Below are 18,894 nucleotides of genomic sequence, written 5' to 3' on the forward strand. Positions count from 1 at the left end.
CGGGCGGCTGGGCGGCGGCCGCGTCGGGGCTGCGGCACGCGGCGGAGACGGCCACGGCGGCGCAGGGGCTGCCGGACCGGGCCTGGTACGACGCGCGGCGCCTGGACATCGATCTGCTCCTGTGGCGGCTGCACCAGCACGACACCGCCGCACTCGCCGCGTTCGTGGACCGCGCCATCGGCCCGCTGCGCGACCACGACCAGCGCTCCAAGCCGCCGCTCCTGCCCACCCTCCAGACGTATCTCGCGCACGCGGGCCGCAAGGCGGAGACCGCACGGGAGCTGCACCTGAACCGCCAGACGCTGTACAACCGCCTGGCCCGCATCGGCGAGCTGCTCGGCACGGACCTGGACGACCCGCAGACGGTGCTCGCGCTGAGTCTGGCGCTGCGGGCGCGCAGGCATGTGGTGTAGGTGCGCGGCTGATGCCTTCAGTAAGAAGCGAGTGACCGGGGCCTTCAGTAGGAAGTGACCGGCCGCGGCCTTCAGTAGGAAGTGAGCGGCTGGGTCAACTCGTCGTAGACGCTCAGCACTTGAGTCACCGTTTCGTCCTCGGTCGGCCAGGTCGCGGCCTGGGCGGCGCCCTTGTCCCGCAGCTCCCGCCGGCGTACGTCGTCGGCGAGGAGGCGGCCGACGGCGTCGGCGAGGGCCTCGGCGTCGCCGTAGGGGACGAGTTCGGCGGCGTCGCCGACGAGTTCGGGGATGCCGCCGACGGCGGTGGCGACGAGCGGCACGCGCGCGTGCAGGGCCTCCTGGGCGAGCAGGGAGCGGGACTCCCACTGGCTCGGCAGCACCACGAGGTCGGCGGCGGCGAGGAGTTCGGGAACGTCCTCGCGCCGTCCGACGAGCCGCGCGGGCAGCCCCTCGGCGTCGACGCGGGCCTGCAGGGCGGCGCGCAGCGGCCCCTCCCCCGCGACGACGAGCAGCGGCACCGGTTCGAGCCCGCTCCAGGAGTGCGCGGCGTCCAGGAGGACGTCGTAGCCGCGGTGGGCGTCCAGGGTGCCGACGGCGAGCAGCAAGGGGCGGTCCACGGCGCCGAGTTCGGCGCGGATCTTGTGGCGCGGCCCGACGGGCTCGGCGTCCGTGTCCTCGCGGCCGTCGCCGCGGCGTGGCGCGGGCAGCGCGACGGGGGCGAGGCGGGCGTCGCGGGCGCCCCGGCCGCGGGCACGGTCGACGAGGTCGGACGAGGTGCCGAGCACCACGGTCGCGGCCTTGGCGACGCGCCGTTCCAGGACCCGCAGGACGTGCGCGCGGGCGCCGGCGGCCTGGGCGCGGGTGTGCCAGGTGACGACGAGCGGGATGCGGCGGCCGGTCAGCGCGAGGGCGGCGCGCAGCCCGGCGTGCAGCCCGTGCGCGTGCACCAGGTCGGCGTCCGCGCAGGCCGCCCGGAGCGCGGCGACGGACGCGGGGTCGCTGCGGCGCGGCACGGCGACGTGGTGGGCGCCGGTGCCCGCGAAGTCGTACGCCTCGTCGGCCTCGGCGGGCGCGCACACGGTGACGCGCACTCCGCGCGCGGCGAGCCCTGTCGACAGGGACCTGACGTGCGCGCTGCTGCCCGCGCTGCCGCCGCCGAGTACCTGCACGGTGTGCAGCGGCGGCTGGCCTTGCGGTGCGGGGGTGCTCACGTGGCTCACGCGGCCGGGGCTCCTGGGTCGGGTCGGCGGTCGGGCGGCGCGCCGAGGGGTGGGTGGGCGCCGGTGGTGCGGGCGGTCGGTGGCCCGCCCGTGCGCAGCGCCAAGAATGCCAGTACGTACGCCCGTTCCGGCACCGCCGAAAGGCCCCTTCCGCGTCGGACCGGACAACTCCGCGCACGGGATCACCCGCTCGGGTGAGCACCGGGGGCTGGCGCCGGATGCGTCTTCTGCTCTTCTGCGGCTTCCTCTGCCGCCCTGCTGGGAGCTCCTCTGACCTGCCGGGACTTCTGGGACTTCCTTGTCCGCCCTGTCCGCGCGCCAACTGCTTGGCGGTCCACGCATCTTCGCAACCGCGGGGGCACGACGGAAAGTCCCTGGCCGGTTTCGGCGTGGCTGAACCGGCCGGAAACCCCGAGGGGTACCGGTCGGGGGCCGTTTCCGGTACCGCCTACCGCGTCTCCCCGAAGGCGGACGCGGCCACCCGGCTCACCGTGTCCCCGCAGGCCGCCGCGGCCACAAGGCCCGCCGCGTGCACGGCGAGACCGGCGCGGCCGTTGCCCGCGACGATGGCCGCGCCCAGGGCCGCCCCCAGGGCGTGCGCCCCGGTGTCGCCGATCATCGTGCGCCGGCCCACGTCGTCAGGCAGCACGGCGGCCGCGGCGCCCATCGACGCGGCGGCGAGCGTCGCGCCCGGCCCCACGCGCAACAGGCCCGGCGCGCCGAGGGCGAGCACGGTCGCGGCCGCCCGGCCGGGCCGTACGTCCACGAGGTTCACGAAGTGCGCGGTACCGGCGATGACGACGCCCGCCAGCAGCTTGTCCACCGGCCGCTCCTTGAGCAGCGCTCCCGCCGCCAGCGCCGCCGCCGAGACCCCGAACAACTTCACCGCGCCACTGGTCACTTCGCCCCCGCGCAGCGCCCCCAGATGCGCCCGGAACCCCCGCCGGGGGTCCCCCGCCCCCGCCACGTCGTCGTACGCCCCGCAGGCCCCCGCCGCGAGCACGGCGAGGCCCGCTGCGGCGCGGGGACGGGGGGCGAGCGCCGCGGCCCCCAGCGCGGCACCGACGGCCGTCGCGGGTCCCCCGTACAACTCGACCGTGCGGCCCGCGAAGTTCGTGCGCTGCCAGCGGGTGGGGTCGCCCGGGGGGCGGGTGCGGAGCGCTGCGAGGGCGGCGCGGGTGGCGGTGGCGGCGGTGAGGAAGGCGGTGCGGCGGGGGACGGGCATGGGGTCAGCGTACGGGGGCTCTGCTTCTAGCCCGTCCGGCGTTTGAGGACGAGGCGCGGAGCGCCGATTCGGTGGGGGTCTGTCCCACCCACCCGGAACCTCCACCGCGCCCCGGCTCTTTTCAGCCCGTCCGGCGTTTGAGGACGAGGCCGTTCAGGCCGATGGCGGGGGTCCGGGGGCGGCAGCCCCCGGTTTCGGGAAGGGGTGGGACTGGGGAAAGCCCCGCAGGGCCCCAGACCTCAGCCGTCCCCCCGAGCCGCCGCCAACAACTCCTCCGCATGCGCCCGAGCAGTCTCGGAGTCCTCCTGCCCGGCCAGCATCCGCGACAGCTCCCGCACCCGGTCCTCACCTTCAAGAACCTGCACCCCGGACCGCGTCACAGACCCGTCATTCGTCTTCTCGACCAACAACTGCCGATCAGCGAACGCGGCCACCTGCGGAAGGTGCGTGACGACAACGACCTGGGCGGACTTCGCGAGCCGAGCGAGCCGCCGCCCGATCTCCACGGCGGCCTTCCCGCCGACCCCGGCGTCGACCTCGTCGAAGAGATAGGTGGGCACGGGATCCGTACCGGCGAAGACGACCTCCACGGCGAGCATGACGCGAGACAGCTCACCGCCGGACGCACCCTTGGCGATGGGCCGGGGCGGCGCACCGGGGTGGGGGGCGAGCAGCAGCTCGACCTCGTCGACACCGGCGGGCCCGTAGGCGACGGTACGCCCGTCGATCTCGACGCCGTCGGGGTCGTCGGTCTGCCGGACATCGATCGTCACGCGCGCGTGCGGCATGGCGAGGGAGGCCAACTCCTCGGTGACGGCGGCGGCGAACCGCGTGGCGGTCTCGACGCGGGCGTCGGTGAGGGCCCGGGCGAGCCCGGAGAGATCGGCCCGCAGGGCGTCCCGCTCGGCGGTCAGCTCGCTCAGCCGGTCGTCGTCGCCCTCGAGTTCGGTGAGCCGCGAGGCACCGTCCTCGGCCCAGGCGAGCACGGCCCCGACGTCCTCGCCGTACTTGCGGGTCAACTGTGTGAGCGCGGCCCGCCGCTCCTCGACGGCGGCGAGCCGCAGCGGGTCGGCGTCGAGGTCGTCGGCGTACCCGGCGAGCTCGCCGGAGACGTCCGAGAGCAGGATGCCGATCTCGCCGATGCGCTCGGCGAGGGCGGCGAGGGCGGGGTCGTGGGAGCGGACGGCCTCCAGGGCCCGGTGGGAGCCCGCGACGAGGGTGGTGGCGTCCACACCCTCGGGGTCCTCGGGGTTGCCGGCGAGGGCGGCGTGCGCGGCGGTCGCGGCGGAGGCGAGGGCCTCGGCGTGGCCCAGGCGTTCGGCCTCGGCGGCGAGTTCGGTGTCCTCGCCCGCGCGGGGCTCGACGGCGGCGATCTCCTCCAGGCCGAAGCGCAGCAGGTCGGCTTCCTGGGCGCGCTCGCGGGCGCGCGTGGTGATCTCGTCGAGCTCCAGGCTGACGGCGCGCAGTCGGCGGTAGGCGGCCGTGTACTTGTCGAGCGGCACGGCGACGGAGTCGCCCGCGTACCGGTCGAGGGCGCCGCGCTGCCGGGCGGGCTTCAGCAGGCCCTGCTGGTCGCTCTGTCCGTGTACGGCGACGAGGTCGTCGGCGAGTTCGGACAGCACGCCGACCGGCACGGAGCGCCCGCCCAGGTGGGCGCGGGAGCGGCCCTCGGCCGAGATCGTCCGGCTGACCAGGAGGGCCCCGTCGTCCAGTTCGGCCCCGGCCTCCGCGGCACGCACGGCCGCGGCGGCGCCCGCGGGCACGGCGATGCGCCCCTCCACCACCGCCGACTTGGCGCCGATCCGCACCAGGGCCGGGTCGGCGCGCCCGCCGAGCAGCAGGCCGAGGCTGGTGACGACCATCGTCTTGCCCGCACCGGTCTCACCGGTGACGGCGGTGAAACCGGGCGACAGCTCGACCACCGCGTCGTCGATGACTCCGAGCGACCGTATCCGCATCTCCTCCAACACGCCCCTGACCATACGAGGTTTTCCCGGGGGCCCGCGACGCCGCCCCACCCCCCGCGGTGAAGGCGCTGGTCGTTGCCCCGGGCGGCGGACCCGGTTCCGTCACCCGGCCCGGACCGTTCCGTTGACCGTCCGTGCCCGGACTGTCCGTGTCTGCGCCGCCGGGCCGAGGGGTGGGGTTTTCCTCAGTGGAATCCTGCGGCGGCCCTCATGGTGGCGGGTGTACCTGGCGCCCCATCATGATCGACATGGGTACTGGACTGGCTCGGGCGGCGCTGCACGCGCACCGCCCGGCATTCATCGGCACGGCCGTCGCGGCACTGTTCGCGGCGACCGTCGTGAGCGCGTCGACAATGATGCTGCGCACGACGAGCACGGACGGCCTCTCGGGCCGCGCACGCGCACAGCTCACGGAGAACGGCGTGGGCGACATGGCGACCGTGCTCCTCATCGGCTCCATCTACATGTCGATATTCGTCGTCGTGTCGACGATGGGCACAGCCGTCGTGCAGCAGCACCGCGAGCTCGCGCTGGTCCGCTCCATCGGCGCCAGGCCCCGGCAGGTCCGCCGCGCCGTGGCCGTCCAGGCCCTCGCCGCGTCGATACCCGCCGCCCTGGTCGGCTTCGCGCTCGGCGGCGTCCTTGCCCGGGTGTGGTTCCGGGGAATGATCACGCACGGCCTGGTCCCGGCCGAAGTGCCCTTCCGCTTCAGCTGGCTGGCGCTGCCGGTGTGCCTGGGCGTCGCCGTCGTCACCTCGACGCTCGCGGCCGTCCTGTCCGCGCTGCGCTTCTCGCTGCTGCGGCCCGCACGTGCCCTCGACGAGGCGGCGGCCGGGCGGCGCGGGCTCGGCCTGCTGCGGGCCCCGCTGGGCGTGCTCGCGGTCGCGGGCGGCGTCTTCCTGTCCGTGCTGCTCTCGCGGCAGCCCGCGGACGAGGCCAACGAGGGGGCGTTCCTGGTCCTGATCCTGTTCTGCGTGGGCGCCGGGCTGCTCGGGCCGCGGCTCATCGGGCCCGCGGCCTGGCTGGTGTCGGCGGCCGTGGGGCGCCTCGGCGGCAGCGCGGCGCGCCTGGCGATGCTCAACGTCCGCTCCCAGCCCCGCCGGTTCTCCGCGGCGGTGGTGCCGCTGCTCCTGGTCGTCGGCTTCGGTCTCACGAAGATCGCGGTGCACACCACGGCCCAGCACCACACGGGCTCCGCGGGCAGCACGGGCGAGGTCTGGATGGACTACATGGGCACGTCGCTGTACGCGGGCTTCGCCGCGATCGCCTCGGCCAACACCCTCGCCATGATCTCCTTCGAGCGCCGCCGCGACCTGGCCCTGCTGCGGGTCGTCGGCTCCCAGCGCCGCCAAGTGCGGGCCATGGCGGCGTGGGAGGCGGTGGTCGTCGCCGGGACGGCGCTGCTCATCGGCGGCGCGATAGCCCTCGCCACGCTCGCGCCGATGCTCAGCACGGCCTTCGGCTCTGCGGTCCCGTATCTGCCGTGGGCGGTGCCGACGGGCATAGCCACCGGCACCCTGCTCCTGGCCCTCGGCGCCACGGGCCTGCCGGTCGTTCTGGTGCTACGTCGCCGGGCGATATCGGTGGTGAACGGCACCTGATACGCGGGCGCTGGGGTGGAGCACCCGAAGGGGCGCGGGGCTCTGTCGATATGCGGCTCCACCGCGTGGGCGCGACCAGCCACAACGGACCCGCAGGTCGCACACTGCGCCCCAGCGGAGCGTCAGTGCGGCGCCCCCCGCCACCCCGAGACCGGCAGGGCGAACTTGGCCACAAGCCGGTCCGTGAACGACGCGTGGTGCAACCGCGCGAGCCGCACCGGCACGGCGCCCCGGCGCACCTCCACCCGCGCCCCGGCGGGCAGTTCGACGGTCCGCCGCCCGTCGCACCACAGCACCCCGTGCGGCGTGTGCGGCTGCACCTCGACGGCGAGGACGGAGTCCGGCGAGGTCACCAGCGGCTTGGCGAAGAGGGCGTGCGCGCTGATCGGCACCATCAGGAGCGCCTCGACCTCGGGCCACACCACGGGCCCGCCCGCCGAGAAGGCGTAGGCGGTCGAGCCGGTCGGCGTCGCGCACACGATGCCGTCGCAGCCGAAGCCGGTCACCGGGCGCCCGTCGATCTCCAGGACGACCTCCAGCATCCGCTCGGCCGACATCTTCTGCACGGCGGCCTCGTTCAGGGCCCAGTCGCGGTGCACGACATCGCCGTTGCTGTGCACGACGACATCGACGGTCATGCGCTCCTCGACCTCGTACGCCTTGGTGACGACGCGGTCGACGACCTTGTCCAGGTCGTCGCGCTCGGCCTCGGCGAGGAAGCCGACGCGGCCGAGGTTCACGCCGAGCATCGGCACGCCGGACGCGCGGGCGAACTCGGCGCCGCGCAGCAGCGTCCCGTCACCGCCGAGCACGATCAGGAGCTCGCACGCGTCCAGGCACGCGGGCGTGGCCTCCTTGACCAGCTCCACCGAGGGCGGCAGCGGCAGGTCCACGGCCTCCGCCTCCAGGACGCGTACGCCGATGCCGCTGCGCAGCAGTCCCTGCACGACCAGTTCGGCGCTGCGGATGGCCGCGGGCCTGCCGGTGTGCGCAAGGAGAAAAACAGTACGAGCTCGGGTCTGACTCAACGGGGCCCCTCCGCCACGGCACGGTCGACATCGGCCGGGTCCAGTTCCGGCGCCCCGGCGCGCAGCCACAGAAAGTACTCGACATTGCCGGAGGGTCCGGGCAGCGGGCTGGCGGTCACGCCGCGCACCCCGAGACCGAGCCCCCACGCCTGCCGCGCCACGGTCCGCACGGCGTCGGCCCGCAGTTCCTCGCTGCGCACCACACCCCCGCTGCCGAGGCGTTCCTTGCCGACCTCGAACTGTGGCTTGACCATCATGACCAGATCCGCGTCCGGGGCGGCGCACCGCACAAGGGCGGGCAGCACGAGGCCCAGCGGGATGAAGGAGAGGTCGCCGACGACCAGGTCGACGGGGGTGCCGTCGATGAGGTCGAGCGTCAACTCGCGTACGTTCGTACGGTCCTTGACGGTGACCCGGTCGTCGCTCTGCAGCGACCAGGCGAGCTGGCCGTAGCCGACGTCGACGGCGACGACGTGTGCGGCCCCGGCGCGCAGCAGCACGTCGGTGAAGCCGCCGGTGGACGCGCCCGCGTCGAGGGCGCGCCGCCCCTCGACGGCGAGCCCTTCCGGCACGAAGGCCTTCAGCGCGCCGGCGAGCTTGTGGCCGCCGCGCGAGACGTAGTCGGGGTCGCTGTCGTCCTCGGTGACGACGATCGCGGCGGCCGTCTCCACCTGCGTGGCCGGCTTGGTCGCGAGGGTCTTGCCGACGCTCACCCGGCCGGCGGCGATCAGCTGGCTTGCGTGCTCGCGCGAGCGCGCGAGCTTCCGGCGCACCAGCTCGGCGTCGAGGCGGCGGCGTGCCACTCCTGCCACGTTCGGTTCAGCTCCTGTCGTACGAAGTGTGCGGCGCTCCCGAGGGCGCGGGAGGCCCGGGGTGCGCGTCCAGCGCGGTCAGCGTGTCGCGCAGGCCCCGGTGGACATCCTCGTACACCTCGATGTGGCCGTCCGTGGCGAGGTGGTCGGCATCGGCGAGACGCTGGAGCCGCGCGTCGACCTCGGCGTTGCCGGTGGGCGTGCGGACCACTTCCAGGGGGGCGGGCGCGGCGGGGTCGACGTCGGCGCCGGCGTCGACTTCCGGACTCGCCGGACCTGCCGGAATCTCGTGCTCCGCCTCCGTGGGCTCGGGCTCGCGGCCCGGCGTCCAGTCGCTCATGCCACGACGCTACATCGAAGCCCTGCGGTACCGTCGATCACGATGGCGACCATGGCGGAGTGCCGCAGCGCACTCGACAGACTCTCGGACAATCTCGCGGACGCCGACGGCGGCGTACGCAGTGCCGCGGCGCTCGACCGCTCGCTGAGCTGCCACATCAGGGATCTGGACGCAACGTTCACGGGCCGCCTGAAGAACGGCCGGATCGAGGTCCTCGACCGACACCCGGGCCCGCCTCGAGCGAAGGCCGAGATCCGCCTCGCCATGACCGGCGACGACCTGATCGCCATGGTCGACGGCAACCTCAACTTCGCCAAGGCCTGGGCCTCAGGCCGAGTGACCCTGGAGGCAGGCCTACGAGACCTCCTACGCCTACGCAAGCTGCTATAAAGCCCGTCCGGCGTTTGAGGACGAGCCGCGAAGCGGCGAAAAAAGGGGGGAAGGGGGCGAAGCCCCCATAGGCCCAGGCCCCGTTACGCGACCGCACGAGCCTTCCGCGCAGCGGGCACCACCAGCGGCGTCCCCGTCTCCGGGTCATCGATGACCTGACACCGAATCCCGAAGGTCTCCGCCACCAACTCGGCGGTGACGATCTCGCCCGGCGGCCCCTCGGCCAGCACCTTCCCGTCGCGCAGCGCGATGAGATGAGTGGCGTACCGGGCGGCATGGTTCAGGTCGTGAAGGACGGCGACCAACGTCCGCCCCTGCTCCTCGTGCAGATCGGCACACAGGTCGAGGACGTCGATCTGGTGCTGGATGTCGAGGAACGTCGTCGGCTCGTCGAGCAGCAGCAGCGGCGTCTGCTGGGCGAGCGCCATGGCGATCCACACCCGCTGCCGCTGACCGCCGGACAGCTCGTCGACGTACCGGTCACCGAGCTCGGCGACCCCCGTCGCCTCCATGGACTCGCGCACGATCCGCTCGTCGTCGCCCGACCACTGCCGCAGCAGGCCCTGGTGCGGATAGCGGCCGCGCGCCACGAGGTCGCCGACGGTGATGCCATCGGGGGCGATGGACGACTGCGGCAGCAGGCCGAGCGTCCGCGCGACCTTCTTCGCGGGCATCGACTGGATGGCCTGCCCGTCGAGAAGCACCCGCCCCGCCGAGGGCTTGAGCATCCGGGACAGGGCGCGCAGGAGCGTCGACTTGCCGCAGGCGTTCGGGCCGACGATCACGGTGAAGGAGTTGTCGGGGATCTGGACCGACAGCTTCTCCGCGATGACGCGCTGGTCGTAGCCGATGGTCACGTCGTCGGCGATGAGCCGGTTCACAGGGGCACGCTCCTGGTCGAGTGGTTCGTGTACGTCGCCTGGTGCGCGTACGTCATGGGGTGCGCGCGAAGCCCGGCCCGGACCGCGGCGGCGACGAGGGTCATATCCGTCCCGCCTTGCGCTCGGTGACCAGCAGCCACACCAGATATACGCCGCCGAGCACACCGGTGACCACGCCGACGGGCAGTTGGTCGGCGCCGAAGGCGCGCTGCGACAGCCAGTCGGCGACGATCAGCAGGGTGGCGCCCATGCACATGGCGGGCAGCAGGTTGGGGCCCGGCGAGCGGGTCAGGCGGCGGGCGAGCTGCGGCGCGGTGAGGGCGACGAAGCTGACGGGCCCGGCGGCGGCGGTCGCGGCGGCGGTGAGCAGCACGGCCGCGCCCATCAGGACGATGCGGGTGCGCTCGACGGGCACCCCGAGGGCGTACGACGTGTCGTCGCCCATCTCCAGCATCCGCAGCGGCCGCGCATAGGCGATGACCAGCGGAAGCAGCACCGCGCACAGCGTGAGCAGCGGCCACACCTGCTCCCAGTCGCGGCCGTTCAGCGACCCCGTCATCCACACGACCGCGCGCGCGGCGTCGACGAGGTCGGCCTTGGTCAGGAGATAGCCGTTCATGGCGACCGCGAAGGCGTTCACGCCGATGCCGACGAGGACGAGCCGGTAGCCGTGGACGCCCTGCTTCCAGGCGAGCAGATACATCGCGACACCCGTGAAGAGGCCGCCGACCAGCGCCCCGCCCGCGACCTCGTTCGCGCTGCCCTGGAAGATCACGATCATCAGGAGGGCGCCCGCGGTCGAGCCCTGCCCGATGCCGAGCACGTCCGGGCTGCCCAGCGGATTGCGGGCGATGGACTGGAAGAGCGCGCCACCGAGTCCGAGCGAGGCGCCCACCAGGAGGCCGACGACGACCCGCGGCAGCCGCAGGTCGTTGATGATGAACTCCTGGCCGGGGTCGCCGTTGCCGAGCAGGGTGCGGATGACATCGGCGGCCGGGATGGGGAAGTCGCCGGTGCCGATGAGCAGGACGCTCGCGGTGAGCGCGGCGACCAGCAGGGCCGCCACGACGACGGTGGCGCGGACGTCGAAGCGGACGGAGATTCCGCCGCCGGTCCGTATCGCCCGGGTCCGTATCCCCTGGGTCTGCGTCGCCTGGGTGCCGATCGCTCGCGTACGTGACGCGCGGGAACGTATCTCCTTCACAGCTGGGCCGTCCTCCGCCGTCGTACGAGCAGGATGAACACCGGGGCGCCGATGGCCGCGGTGACGATGCCGACCTGGAGTTCGGCGGGGCGCGAGACGACCCGGCCGAGCACGTCGGCGCCGAGCAGCAGGACGGGCGAGAGGACGGCCGCGTACGGGAAGATCCAGCGCATGTCCGGGCCGGTGAAGGAGCGCACGATGTGCGGCACCATGAGGCCGACGAACATGATCGGCCCGCACGCGGCGGTCGCGGCGCCGCAGAGCAGCGTCGCGGAGACCATGGAGAGCGCGCGGGTGCGGGTCAGATGGGCGCCGAGGGCGCGGGCGGTGTCGTCGCCCATCGCCACGGCGTTGAGCGGCCGGGCGAGGCCGAGCGCGAGCACGGCGCCGACGGCGAGGAACGGCAGGACCTGCTGGATCGTTTCCATCTTGGCGGAGGCAAGCGAACCGACCGTCCAGAAGCGCATCTTGTCGAGCGCGGCGTTGTCCGTGATCATCACGGCCTGGAGATAGCCGGAGAGCGCCGCGGTCAGCGCCGTACCGGCGAGCGCGAGCCGCACGGGCGTCGCGCTGCGGGTGCCGCCGAGCGCGTACACAAGCGCACCGACAACGGCCGCGCCCACGAAGGCGAACCACACATAGCCGCTCAGCGAGGTGACCCCGAAGAAGCTGATGGCGGTGACGACGGCTGCGGACGCGCCCATGTTGATGCCGAGCAGTCCGGGGTCGGCCAGCGGATTGCGGGTCAGCGCCTGCAGGACGGCGCCGGACAGGCCGAGCGCCATGCCCGCGAGCAGACCGAGCAGCGTGCGGGACACCCGCTCGCCGACGACGACATCGGCGTACGTCCCCGAGTCCTCGAACAGGCCGTGCCACACCTGGTCCATGGAGAGCGGTTTGGCGCCCACGGCGATGCTGGCGAACACCAGGGCCAGCAACACCACTACGGAGAGCAGGAGTCCGGCGCCGCGTATCGCGCGGCGGCCGGGTGGCGCGGGAGCGGTCTCCGCGCTGGGTTCGGGGGGACTGTCGACCAACACGAGGTTAGGTTAGCCTACCCTCCCATTGCTCTTCGACGAGAGAAGACACCCGTATGCCCCGGTCACGCCCGTCTCCTGAGCCCCACGGGTTCAGGCCGTCGCGCGGATCGGTGCTCGGCGCGAGCGGCGGGAACGGCTCGGGCGGTGGCCCTGCACGACTTCGGCGGCGAGTGCACCGGCGCCTTCGGCCCCACCAGGCTCAAGAACGGCGAGCTCAGGAAGTCCAAGCCGACCTGGGCACGGTTGCCCGCCGTCGGATCCGGCCAGGTCATCCCTGGTTCAACGAAGCCCAGTTCAGCCACGCCGGGTACGCGCCGCTCATCGAGCGGTTCGCCACGGCGACAGAAGACGCGAAGAAGGTCGCCTGATGCGCACGTCCAGCCCGTACAACCCGTCCGGCCCGTCCGGCCCGTCCACCCCCTCCCGTCCCGCCCTCCCCGCCCTTTCCAGGCGCGGACTGCTCACCGCCGGCGGCGCCCTGGGCCTCGGCGCCCTCCTCACCGCCTGCGGCGACGACAAGGACAAGGCGTCGAACGCGGGCTCCTCCGACGGCAAGGCCTGGAGCTTCAAGGACGACCGCGGCAAGACCGTGCGCACCAAGTCGACCCCGAAGAACATCGTCGCGTTCATCAGCACGGCCGCCGCCCTGCACGACTACGGCGTCGAGTGCACCGGTGTCTTCGGCCCGTCCAAGCCCGTCGGCGGCAAGCCCAACCCGCAGGCCGGCGATCTCGATGTCGACAAACTGACCAGCGTCGGCGAGACCTGGGGCCAGTTCAACATCGAGAAGTACGCGTCCCTCAAGCCGGACCTGCTGATCAGCAACATGTTCCCGCCGCCGAACCTCTGGTTCGTCCCCGAGGAGAGCAGCAAGAAGATCGCCGCCCTCGCCCCGTCGGTCGGCATCAACGGCGCCCGCGCCTCGCTCCTCGAGCCGCTGAAGCGCTATACCAACTTGGCGGTCGCGCTCGGCGCCGACCTGGAGTCCGAGAAGGTACGGGCCGCCAAGTCCCGCTTCCAGAAGGCGGAACGCACCCTGCGCAAGGCCGCGAAGGCGAACGGCGGCCTGAAGGTCATGGCGATGACGGGCGACGCCGACCAGATGTACGTCGCCGTGCCCGACTCCTACTGCGACCTCAACTACTTCAAGGACCTCGGCGTCGAGTTCGTCGAGGGCAAGAAGAGCGACGAGTGGGGCTTCTGGGAGTTCCTGAGCTGGGAGAACGCCGACAAGTACCACGCCGATCTGATCATGGTCGACAATCGTTCCTCCGCGCTGAACGAGCAGCAGCTCGCGAAGAAGCCCACCTGGAACAAGCTCCCCGCCGTCAAGGTCGGCCAGACCGTCCCGTGGTCCATGGAGGAGCGCTACAGCTACGCCGGCTACGCGCCCGTACTCGAGCAGCTGGCCGCCGCCGTCGAGAAGTCCAAGAAGCTCAAGCGCTAGCCGCCCCTCCGGCGTTTGAGGACGAGGCCGTTCAGGCCGACAGCGAGGGTCCAGGGGGCGGCAGCCCCCTGCCCGCGGCGGAGCCGCCAATCGATGCAGCGGGAAAGGGGCGGGACTGGGGAAAGCCCCGCAGGGCCGCCCTACAACCCCAACCGAGCCAACCCCTTCCCCCCATCAAGCCCACACCGACCGTCCCCAGCCGCCGTCCAGGCAACGGCACACAACGCCCGCAACCCATCCAAGGCAACCCCCTCCCCCTCAAGCACCAGAGCCTCGCCCTTCACAGAGGCAGTCCACCCCCCACAAACAAACCCACCCTCCCCAGACACCACTTCCGGCTGCCCACCCAACATCCCCCGCAAATCCGCATCCACATACGTGGGCCGATGCTCCGGCGGAGCAGCCAACAACTGCGCCCCATCCGTCACCCCGGTCAGCACGAGCAACGAGTCCACACCCCCGTTGAACGCCCCCTCGATATCCGTATCGAGCCGATCCCCCACAACCAGCGCCCGCTCCGCCCCGGTCCGCAGAATCGTCTCCCGATGCATGGGAGGCAACGGCTTCCCGGCAACCTGCGGCTCAGCCCCCGTGGCGATCCGCACGACCTCCACCGCCGCCCCGTTCCCCGGCGCGATCCCGCGCCCACTCGGAATGGTCAGATCCGTGTTGGACGCGAACCACGGCACCCCACGCGCGATGGCATAGCAGGCCTCCGCGAACCGCCCCCAGGCAAGCTCGGGCCCGCCATACCCCTGCACCACGGCGGCCGGATCGTCGTCGGCGGACTCCACCGGCTCCAGCCCACGCTCACGCAGCGCGACCCGCAACCCTTCACCGCCCACCACCAACACCCGCGCCCCGGCGGGCACTTGCTCACTCACGAGCCGCGCCACTGCCTGCGCCGAGGTGATCACGTCCGACGGGTCGGTCGGGATGCCGAGCTCCGTCAGATGCCCGGCCACCGTGTCCGGCGTACGCAGCGCGTTGTTGGTCACGTACGCGAGGCGCATACCGCCCGACCGGGCCGTCTCCAGCGAATCGACGGCGTGGGCGATGGCCTTGCCGCCCGCGTACACCACCCCGTCCAGGTCGAGCAGCGCCGTGTCATAGCTCTCGCTGAGGGCCCGCGCGCTGCCCGCGGGACGGGTCCGCACAGGCTGGTTTCCGCCCTGGCTGCCGGTCTGGCTCATTACGTATCGCTCCTCGATAATTCCACTCCCCCGATCATCGCTCATGCCACTGACACACATACGATGCCCTAATGAACACAGCGGGTCACACGGACATCCACGGCCTCGACCTGATCCCGTTCAGGGGTGTGCGCTATGACTCCGAGCGGGTCGGCTCCCTCGCCGCCGTGACCTCACCGCCGTACGACGTGGTCGTGCGGCCCGACGGCCTCCTCGAACTGGAGTCCTCCGACCCGCACAACATCGTCCGCCTGATCCTGCCGCAGGCGACCACTCCGGCCGCCCGCAACCGGCAGGCCGCGGACACCCTCCACGACTGGCTCAGCGAGGGCATCCTGGCCCCCGATCCGATCCCCGGCCTGTACGTGTACGAGCAACGCGACGGCGACATCCTGCAGCGCGGCATCATCAGCGCCCTGCGCCTGTCCGCCCCTGACGAAGGCGTGGTCCTGCCGCACGAGGACGTCATGCCGCACGTCGTCGAGGACCGCGCCGCCCTGATGCGCGCGACGGCAGCGAACCTGGAACCGCTGCTCCTCACCTACCGCGGCGAGGACGCACCAGGCGCCACGACGAGCGGCTCCGCAGGCGGCCCCGGCGCTGGCGCTGGCACTGGCACTGGCACTGGCACTGCAGCCGTAATAGAGCGCGCCGCGCAGCACAAACCGCTGCTCTCCACGACCACGGAGGACGGCTTCAGCCATCGCCTCTGGGCGGTGACCGACCCCGCCGAGATCGCTGAAATCCAGTCAGATCTAGCCCGCCACCAGGCCCTCATCGCCGACGGCCACCACCGCTGGGCCACCTATCTGCGGCTGCGCGCCGAGCACACCTCTCCGGGCCCGTGGGACTTCGGTCTGGTCCTGCTCGTGGACACGTGCCGCTATCCGCTGCGGGTGCGCGCGATCCACCGCTATCTGCACCGGCTGCCGGTCGCGGAGGCGCTGAGCGCTCTCGGGGACTCGTTCCGCGTACGCACCCTGCGCTGCCCACTGCCGGAGGCGCGGGCGGCCCTCGCCGACGCCGCGTCCGAGGGCAACGCGTTCCTCCTGGCCGGCGACGGTTCGTACCACCTCGTCGACCGCCCGTCCCCCGACATCCTGGCGCGCACGGTCCCGCTGGGCCGCCCGGAGGCCTGGCGCACCCTCGACGCGACGGTCCTGCACGCCACGCTCCTGGACCACATCTGGCGCATCCCGGACAACCCGGAGCACATCGCGTACATCCATCACACGGAGGCGACGGTCGAGAAGGCCGAGCGCGAGGGCGGCACGGCGGTCCTGATGCACCCGGTCCGCGAGGAGGTCGTCCGCGACCTGGCCCGCCAGGGCGTCACGATGCCCCGCAAGTCGACGTCGTTCGGCCCGAAGCCGGCGACGGGCCTGGTCCTGCGCGACCTGGCGTTCTGACCCCGGACACGACAAAGGGGCGGGCCTCCACTCGGAGTCCCGCCCCTTCGCTCACCTACTGGTGCTGCTGTCAGTCCTCGTCACGCTCGACGGCGACGTCGGCACCGGCGTCCGCACCGGCCTCGCCTGTGATCTCGGCATCGGTCTCGGGAGCCTCAGCCTTGGCCTCGGCCGCGTCGGCCTTGACCTCAGGAGCCTCTGCTTCCACCGGCTCGGCAACGGTGTCATCGCCGGACTCGACCTCGACCTCGACCTCGACCTCGACGTCATCGATGCGGAGGGCGTCGACGAACTCGACACCGTCCATTTCGGCGAGCCGGTCGGACGCGTCGGTGCTGCCGTCCTTGTCGGCCTCGACGGCCTTGGCGAACCACTCGCGCGCCTCGTCCTCACGTCCGGCGGCGAGCAGCGCGTCGGCGTAGGCGTACCGCAGGCGCGCGGTCCAGGGCTGCACCGAGTTGGACGCCAGCTCGGGGCTCTGCAGCGTGACGATGGCGGCGTCGATCTGGTCCATGTCGCGCCGGGCGCCGGCGGCGACGAGCCGCATCTCGACCTGGCCCGCCTTGTCGAGCTTGTGCACCTCGGGCGCACCGGCCATGTCGAGGGCCTTCTCGGGCCGCCCGAGCCCACGCTCGCAGTCCGCCATGACGGGCCACAGCTCCACGCTGCCGGTCATCCGCCGCGCGGCCCGGAACTCGGCGAGCGCCTCACTGAACTTCTGGTTGGCGTACGCCGCGAAGCCCGCGGCCTCGCGTACGGCGGCGACGCGCGAGGCGAGCCGCAGCGCGATCTTCGCGTACTCGTAGGCCTGCTCGGGGTCCTCGTCGATGAGCTTTGCGACCATCACCAGGTTCCTGGAGACGTCCTCCGCGAGCCCCTTGGGGAGGCTCTGCAGCTCCTGTCGTACGTCCTTGTCGATCTCGTCGCCCGTGACGTCGTCCGGGATCGGCAGCCGCTTGATCGGCTCACGGTCCCGCTCACGGTCGTCACGCCGGAACCCACCGCGGTCGCCGTCACGCCGGTCGTCACGCCCACGGAACCCACCGGGCCGCCCACCACGGCTGTCGTCACGGCGGGGGCCGCGCCCACGGTCGTCGCTGCCGCGGTCGTCACGGCCTCGGTACCCGCCACCACCACGGTTGTCGTCCCGCCGGAAGCCGCCCCGCTCACCGCGGTCGCGGTCGCCGCCCCGGTCATCCCGCCGGTCGTCACGACGGAACGCGGGCCGGTCACCGCCACGGTTGTCATCGCGCCGGAACCCGCCACGGTCACCACGATCGCGGTCGCCGCCACGGTTGTCGTCACGACGGAAACCACCGCGGTCACCGTCACGACGGTCATCACGGCGATCATCCCGTCGGTCGTCACGACGGAAGGGAGGTCGGTCGCCCCCACGGTTGTCGTCACGGCGGAACCCGCCGCGGTCTCCGCGGTCGTTGTCGCGACGGTCATCCCGCCGGTCGTCACGACGGAAGCCCGGACGGTCACCATCACGCCGGTCGTCGCGACGGAAGCCACCCCGCTCACCGCGGTCGCGGTCGTCGCGGCGGTCATCCCGTCGGTCGTCACGACGGAAGGCGGGTCGATCGCCGCCACGGTTGTCATCGCGCCGGAAGCCGGGACGGTCACCACCACCACGGTTGTCGTCACGCCGGAAGCCGGGACGGTCACCACCGCGGTTGTCGCCACCACGGTTGTCATCGCGACGGAAGCCACCACGGTCACCACCACCACGGTCACCACGGCGGAAGGCCGGCCGGTCGCCGTCACGTCGGAAGCCACCGCGGTCACCACCGCGGTCGCGGTCGTCACGCCGGTCGTCACGCCGGTCATCCCGGCGGAACGGGGGGCGTCCGCTGTCGCGGTCGTCACGGCCTCGGTACCCGCCACCGCCACGGTTGTCGTCGCGCCGGAAGCCACCGCGGTCGCCGCCACCACGGTTGTCACCACCGCGATTGTCGCCCCCGCGGTTGTCGTCACGGCGGAACCCGCCACGGTCGCCGCGGTCGTTGTCGCGCCGGTCATCCCGCCGGTCGTCGCGACGGAAGGCGGGCCGGTCGCCGCCACGGTTGTCGTCACGCCGGAAGCCGGGGCGGTCACCACCACGGTTGTCGCCACCACGGTTGTCATCGCGCCGGAAGCCGCCGCGGTCACCGCCGCCACGGTTGTCACCACCGCGGTTGTCGTCGCGACGGAACCCGCCACGGTCGCCGCGGTCGTTGTCGCGACGTGGTCCGCCGCGGTATCCACCCCGGTCGCCACCATCCCGGCGGCGCTGGTCGCGCTCCGGACGCTCGTCGGGAGAGTTGGTGGACATGGGTGACTCCTAGTCTTCGGTACCGCAGTCATTCTGACGCAGCCGCGTAGTCGGCGCTCATCGAGCAAAAACAAAAAGGGCCCTTGGTCCCAGCGTTGAACGCTGGGACCAAGGGCCCTCCAAAGATAGTTCGGCGGCGTCCTACTCTCCCACAGGGTCCCCCCTGCAGTACCATCGGCGCTGTGAGGCTTAGCTTCCGGGTTCGGAATGTAACCGGGCGTTTCCCTCACGCTATGACCACCGAAACCCTATGAAATATCCCGTCGTAGAACGGGATCTCAAACAGGGCAGCGAACAAGCACACTCTTTAATTGAAGTAGCTGTTCAGCCAGCACAACTGTTCGTTGTTTCAGAACCAACACAGTGGACGCGAGCAACTGAGGACAAGCCCTCGGCCTATTAGTACC

16 protein-coding genes and 1 rRNA gene are annotated in these 18,894 nt (G+C 72.4%); 5 read left to right on the plus strand and 12 right to left on the minus strand.

All coding sequences use genetic code 11. The annotated features are described in order from the left end of the window. The coding region (locus IEY91_RS41180; protein ID WP_189177877.1) for a PucR family transcriptional regulator at window positions 1–413 on the plus strand (413 nt) is incomplete at its 5' end. A 71-nt stretch (window positions 414–484) separates the two neighbouring features. Here the strand turns inward: IEY91_RS41180 and IEY91_RS41185 are convergent. The 3 genes from IEY91_RS41185 to recN form a co-directional block, all read right to left on the minus strand. Further along, on the minus strand, window positions 485–1,633 hold the full coding sequence (locus IEY91_RS41185; RefSeq protein WP_189177878.1) for a glycosyltransferase family 4 protein: 1,149 nt from the start codon (window positions 1,631–1,633) through the stop codon (window positions 485–487). 448 nt (window positions 1,634–2,081) lie between these two features. After that, window positions 2,082–2,858, minus strand: a complete 777-nt coding sequence (locus tag IEY91_RS41190; RefSeq protein ID WP_189177879.1) for a hypothetical protein — start codon at window positions 2,856–2,858, stop codon at window positions 2,082–2,084. Window positions 2,859–3,097: 239 nt separating this feature from the next. After that, a complete protein-coding gene (gene recN / locus IEY91_RS41195) occupies window positions 3,098–4,840 on the minus strand; it encodes a DNA repair protein RecN (RefSeq protein ID WP_189177880.1) in 1,743 nt (580 codons plus the stop codon). A 233-nt stretch (window positions 4,841–5,073) separates the two neighbouring features. Between recN and IEY91_RS41200 the strand changes: the two genes are divergently transcribed. Continuing rightward, window positions 5,074–6,426, plus strand: coding sequence for an ABC transporter permease (locus IEY91_RS41200; RefSeq protein ID WP_229697747.1), 1,353 nt, complete (start codon window positions 5,074–5,076; stop codon window positions 6,424–6,426). Between the two features lie 122 nt (window positions 6,427–6,548). On the opposite strand, the gene IEY91_RS41205 is transcribed toward IEY91_RS41200, so the two are convergent. The 3 genes from IEY91_RS41205 to IEY91_RS41215 are packed head-to-tail and all read right to left on the minus strand — an operon-like array spanning window position 6,549 to window position 8,606. After that, on the minus strand, window positions 6,549–7,454 hold the full coding sequence (locus IEY91_RS41205) for an NAD kinase (RefSeq protein ID WP_164326134.1): 906 nt from the start codon (window positions 7,452–7,454) through the stop codon (window positions 6,549–6,551). Continuing rightward, entirely contained in the window at window positions 7,451–8,266 is an 816-nt protein-coding gene (locus IEY91_RS41210) for a TlyA family RNA methyltransferase (protein WP_164326133.1), read from the minus strand. The genes IEY91_RS41205 and IEY91_RS41210 overlap by 4 nt, the downstream gene beginning before the upstream one ends. Before the next feature lie 7 nt (window positions 8,267–8,273). Continuing rightward, window positions 8,274–8,606 (minus strand): hypothetical protein, encoded by a 333-nt coding sequence (locus IEY91_RS41215; RefSeq protein ID WP_189177882.1) that lies wholly within the window; start codon window positions 8,604–8,606, stop codon window positions 8,274–8,276. A gap of 42 nt (window positions 8,607–8,648) precedes the next feature. Between IEY91_RS41215 and IEY91_RS41220 the strand changes: the two genes are divergently transcribed. Continuing rightward, window positions 8,649–8,996: an SCP2 sterol-binding domain-containing protein gene (locus IEY91_RS41220; protein WP_189177883.1), complete on the plus strand. Its 348-nt coding sequence runs from the start codon at window positions 8,649–8,651 to the stop codon at window positions 8,994–8,996. An 83-nt stretch (window positions 8,997–9,079) separates the two neighbouring features. Here the strand turns inward: IEY91_RS41220 and IEY91_RS41225 are convergent, their stop codons facing one another. The 3 genes from IEY91_RS41225 to IEY91_RS41235 all read right to left on the minus strand — a co-directional run bounded on the left by IEY91_RS41225 (window position 9,080) and on the right by IEY91_RS41235 (window position 12,121). After that, window positions 9,080–9,877 (minus strand): ABC transporter ATP-binding protein, encoded by a 798-nt coding sequence (locus IEY91_RS41225; protein ID WP_164326130.1) that lies wholly within the window; start codon window positions 9,875–9,877, stop codon window positions 9,080–9,082. A 100-nt stretch (window positions 9,878–9,977) separates the two neighbouring features. Continuing rightward, window positions 9,978–11,042, minus strand: coding sequence for a FecCD family ABC transporter permease (locus tag IEY91_RS41230; protein WP_189177887.1), 1,065 nt, complete (start codon window positions 11,040–11,042; stop codon window positions 9,978–9,980). 35 nt (window positions 11,043–11,077) lie between these two features. Next, window positions 11,078–12,121, minus strand: a complete 1,044-nt coding sequence (locus IEY91_RS41235) for a FecCD family ABC transporter permease (protein WP_189177884.1) — start codon at window positions 12,119–12,121, stop codon at window positions 11,078–11,080. A 367-nt stretch (window positions 12,122–12,488) separates the two neighbouring features. Between IEY91_RS41235 and IEY91_RS41240 the strand changes: the two genes are divergently transcribed. After that, a complete protein-coding gene (locus IEY91_RS41240) occupies window positions 12,489–13,568 on the plus strand; it encodes an ABC transporter substrate-binding protein (RefSeq protein ID WP_373288137.1) in 1,080 nt (359 codons plus the stop codon). A 140-nt stretch (window positions 13,569–13,708) separates the two neighbouring features. Here the strand turns inward: IEY91_RS41240 and IEY91_RS41245 are convergent, their stop codons facing one another. After that, the gene (locus tag IEY91_RS41245; RefSeq protein WP_189177885.1) at window positions 13,709–14,761 is read right to left on the minus strand and encodes an HAD-IIA family hydrolase; all 1,053 of its coding nucleotides are present in this window, start codon (window positions 14,759–14,761) and stop codon (window positions 13,709–13,711) included. Window positions 14,762–14,832: 71 nt separating this feature from the next. Here IEY91_RS41245 and IEY91_RS41250 point away from each other — a divergent pair, with 71 nt between their 5' ends. Continuing rightward, window positions 14,833–16,170 carry a DUF1015 family protein gene (locus IEY91_RS41250; RefSeq protein WP_189177886.1) on the plus strand — a complete coding sequence of 446 codons (1,338 nt, stop codon included), beginning with the start codon at window positions 14,833–14,835 and terminating at the stop codon, window positions 16,168–16,170. Window positions 16,171–16,240: 70 nt separating this feature from the next. Here the strand turns inward: IEY91_RS41250 and IEY91_RS41255 are convergent, their stop codons facing one another. Together IEY91_RS41255 and rrf are read right to left on the minus strand one after the other, a co-directional pair. After that, window positions 16,241–17,131 carry a tetratricopeptide repeat protein gene (locus IEY91_RS41255; protein WP_373288138.1) on the minus strand — a complete coding sequence of 297 codons (891 nt, stop codon included), beginning with the start codon at window positions 17,129–17,131 and terminating at the stop codon, window positions 16,241–16,243. 1,484 nt (window positions 17,132–18,615) lie between these two features. Beyond that, window positions 18,616–18,732, minus strand: a 5S ribosomal RNA gene (gene rrf, locus IEY91_RS41260). Window positions 18,733–18,894: the final 162 nt, after the last annotated feature.

The organism is Streptomyces lasiicapitis (assembly GCF_014646335.1).
Taxonomy (GTDB): domain Bacteria; phylum Actinomycetota; class Actinomycetes; order Streptomycetales; family Streptomycetaceae; genus Streptomyces; species Streptomyces lasiicapitis.

Coding starts and splice junctions, on each gene's coding strand:
- IEY91_RS41240 (WP_373288137.1), top strand. CDS start 12,489: ATGCGCACGTCCAGCCCGTACAACCCGTCCGGCCCGTCCGGCCCGTCC.
- IEY91_RS41245 (WP_189177885.1), bottom strand. CDS start 14,761: ATGAGCCAGACCGGCAGCCAGGGCGGAAACCAGCCTGTGCGGACCCGT.
- IEY91_RS41215 (WP_189177882.1), bottom strand. CDS start 8,606: ATGAGCGACTGGACGCCGGGCCGCGAGCCCGAGCCCACGGAGGCGGAG.
- IEY91_RS41190 (WP_189177879.1), bottom strand. CDS start 2,858: ATGCCCGTCCCCCGCCGCACCGCCTTCCTCACCGCCGCCACCGCCACC.
- IEY91_RS41250 (WP_189177886.1), top strand. CDS start 14,833: ATGAACACAGCGGGTCACACGGACATCCACGGCCTCGACCTGATCCCG.
- IEY91_RS41220 (WP_189177883.1), top strand. CDS start 8,649: ATGGCGACCATGGCGGAGTGCCGCAGCGCACTCGACAGACTCTCGGAC.
- IEY91_RS41200 (WP_229697747.1), top strand. CDS start 5,074: ATGGGTACTGGACTGGCTCGGGCGGCGCTGCACGCGCACCGCCCGGCA.
- recN (WP_189177880.1), bottom strand. CDS start 4,840: ATGGTCAGGGGCGTGTTGGAGGAGATGCGGATACGGTCGCTCGGAGTC.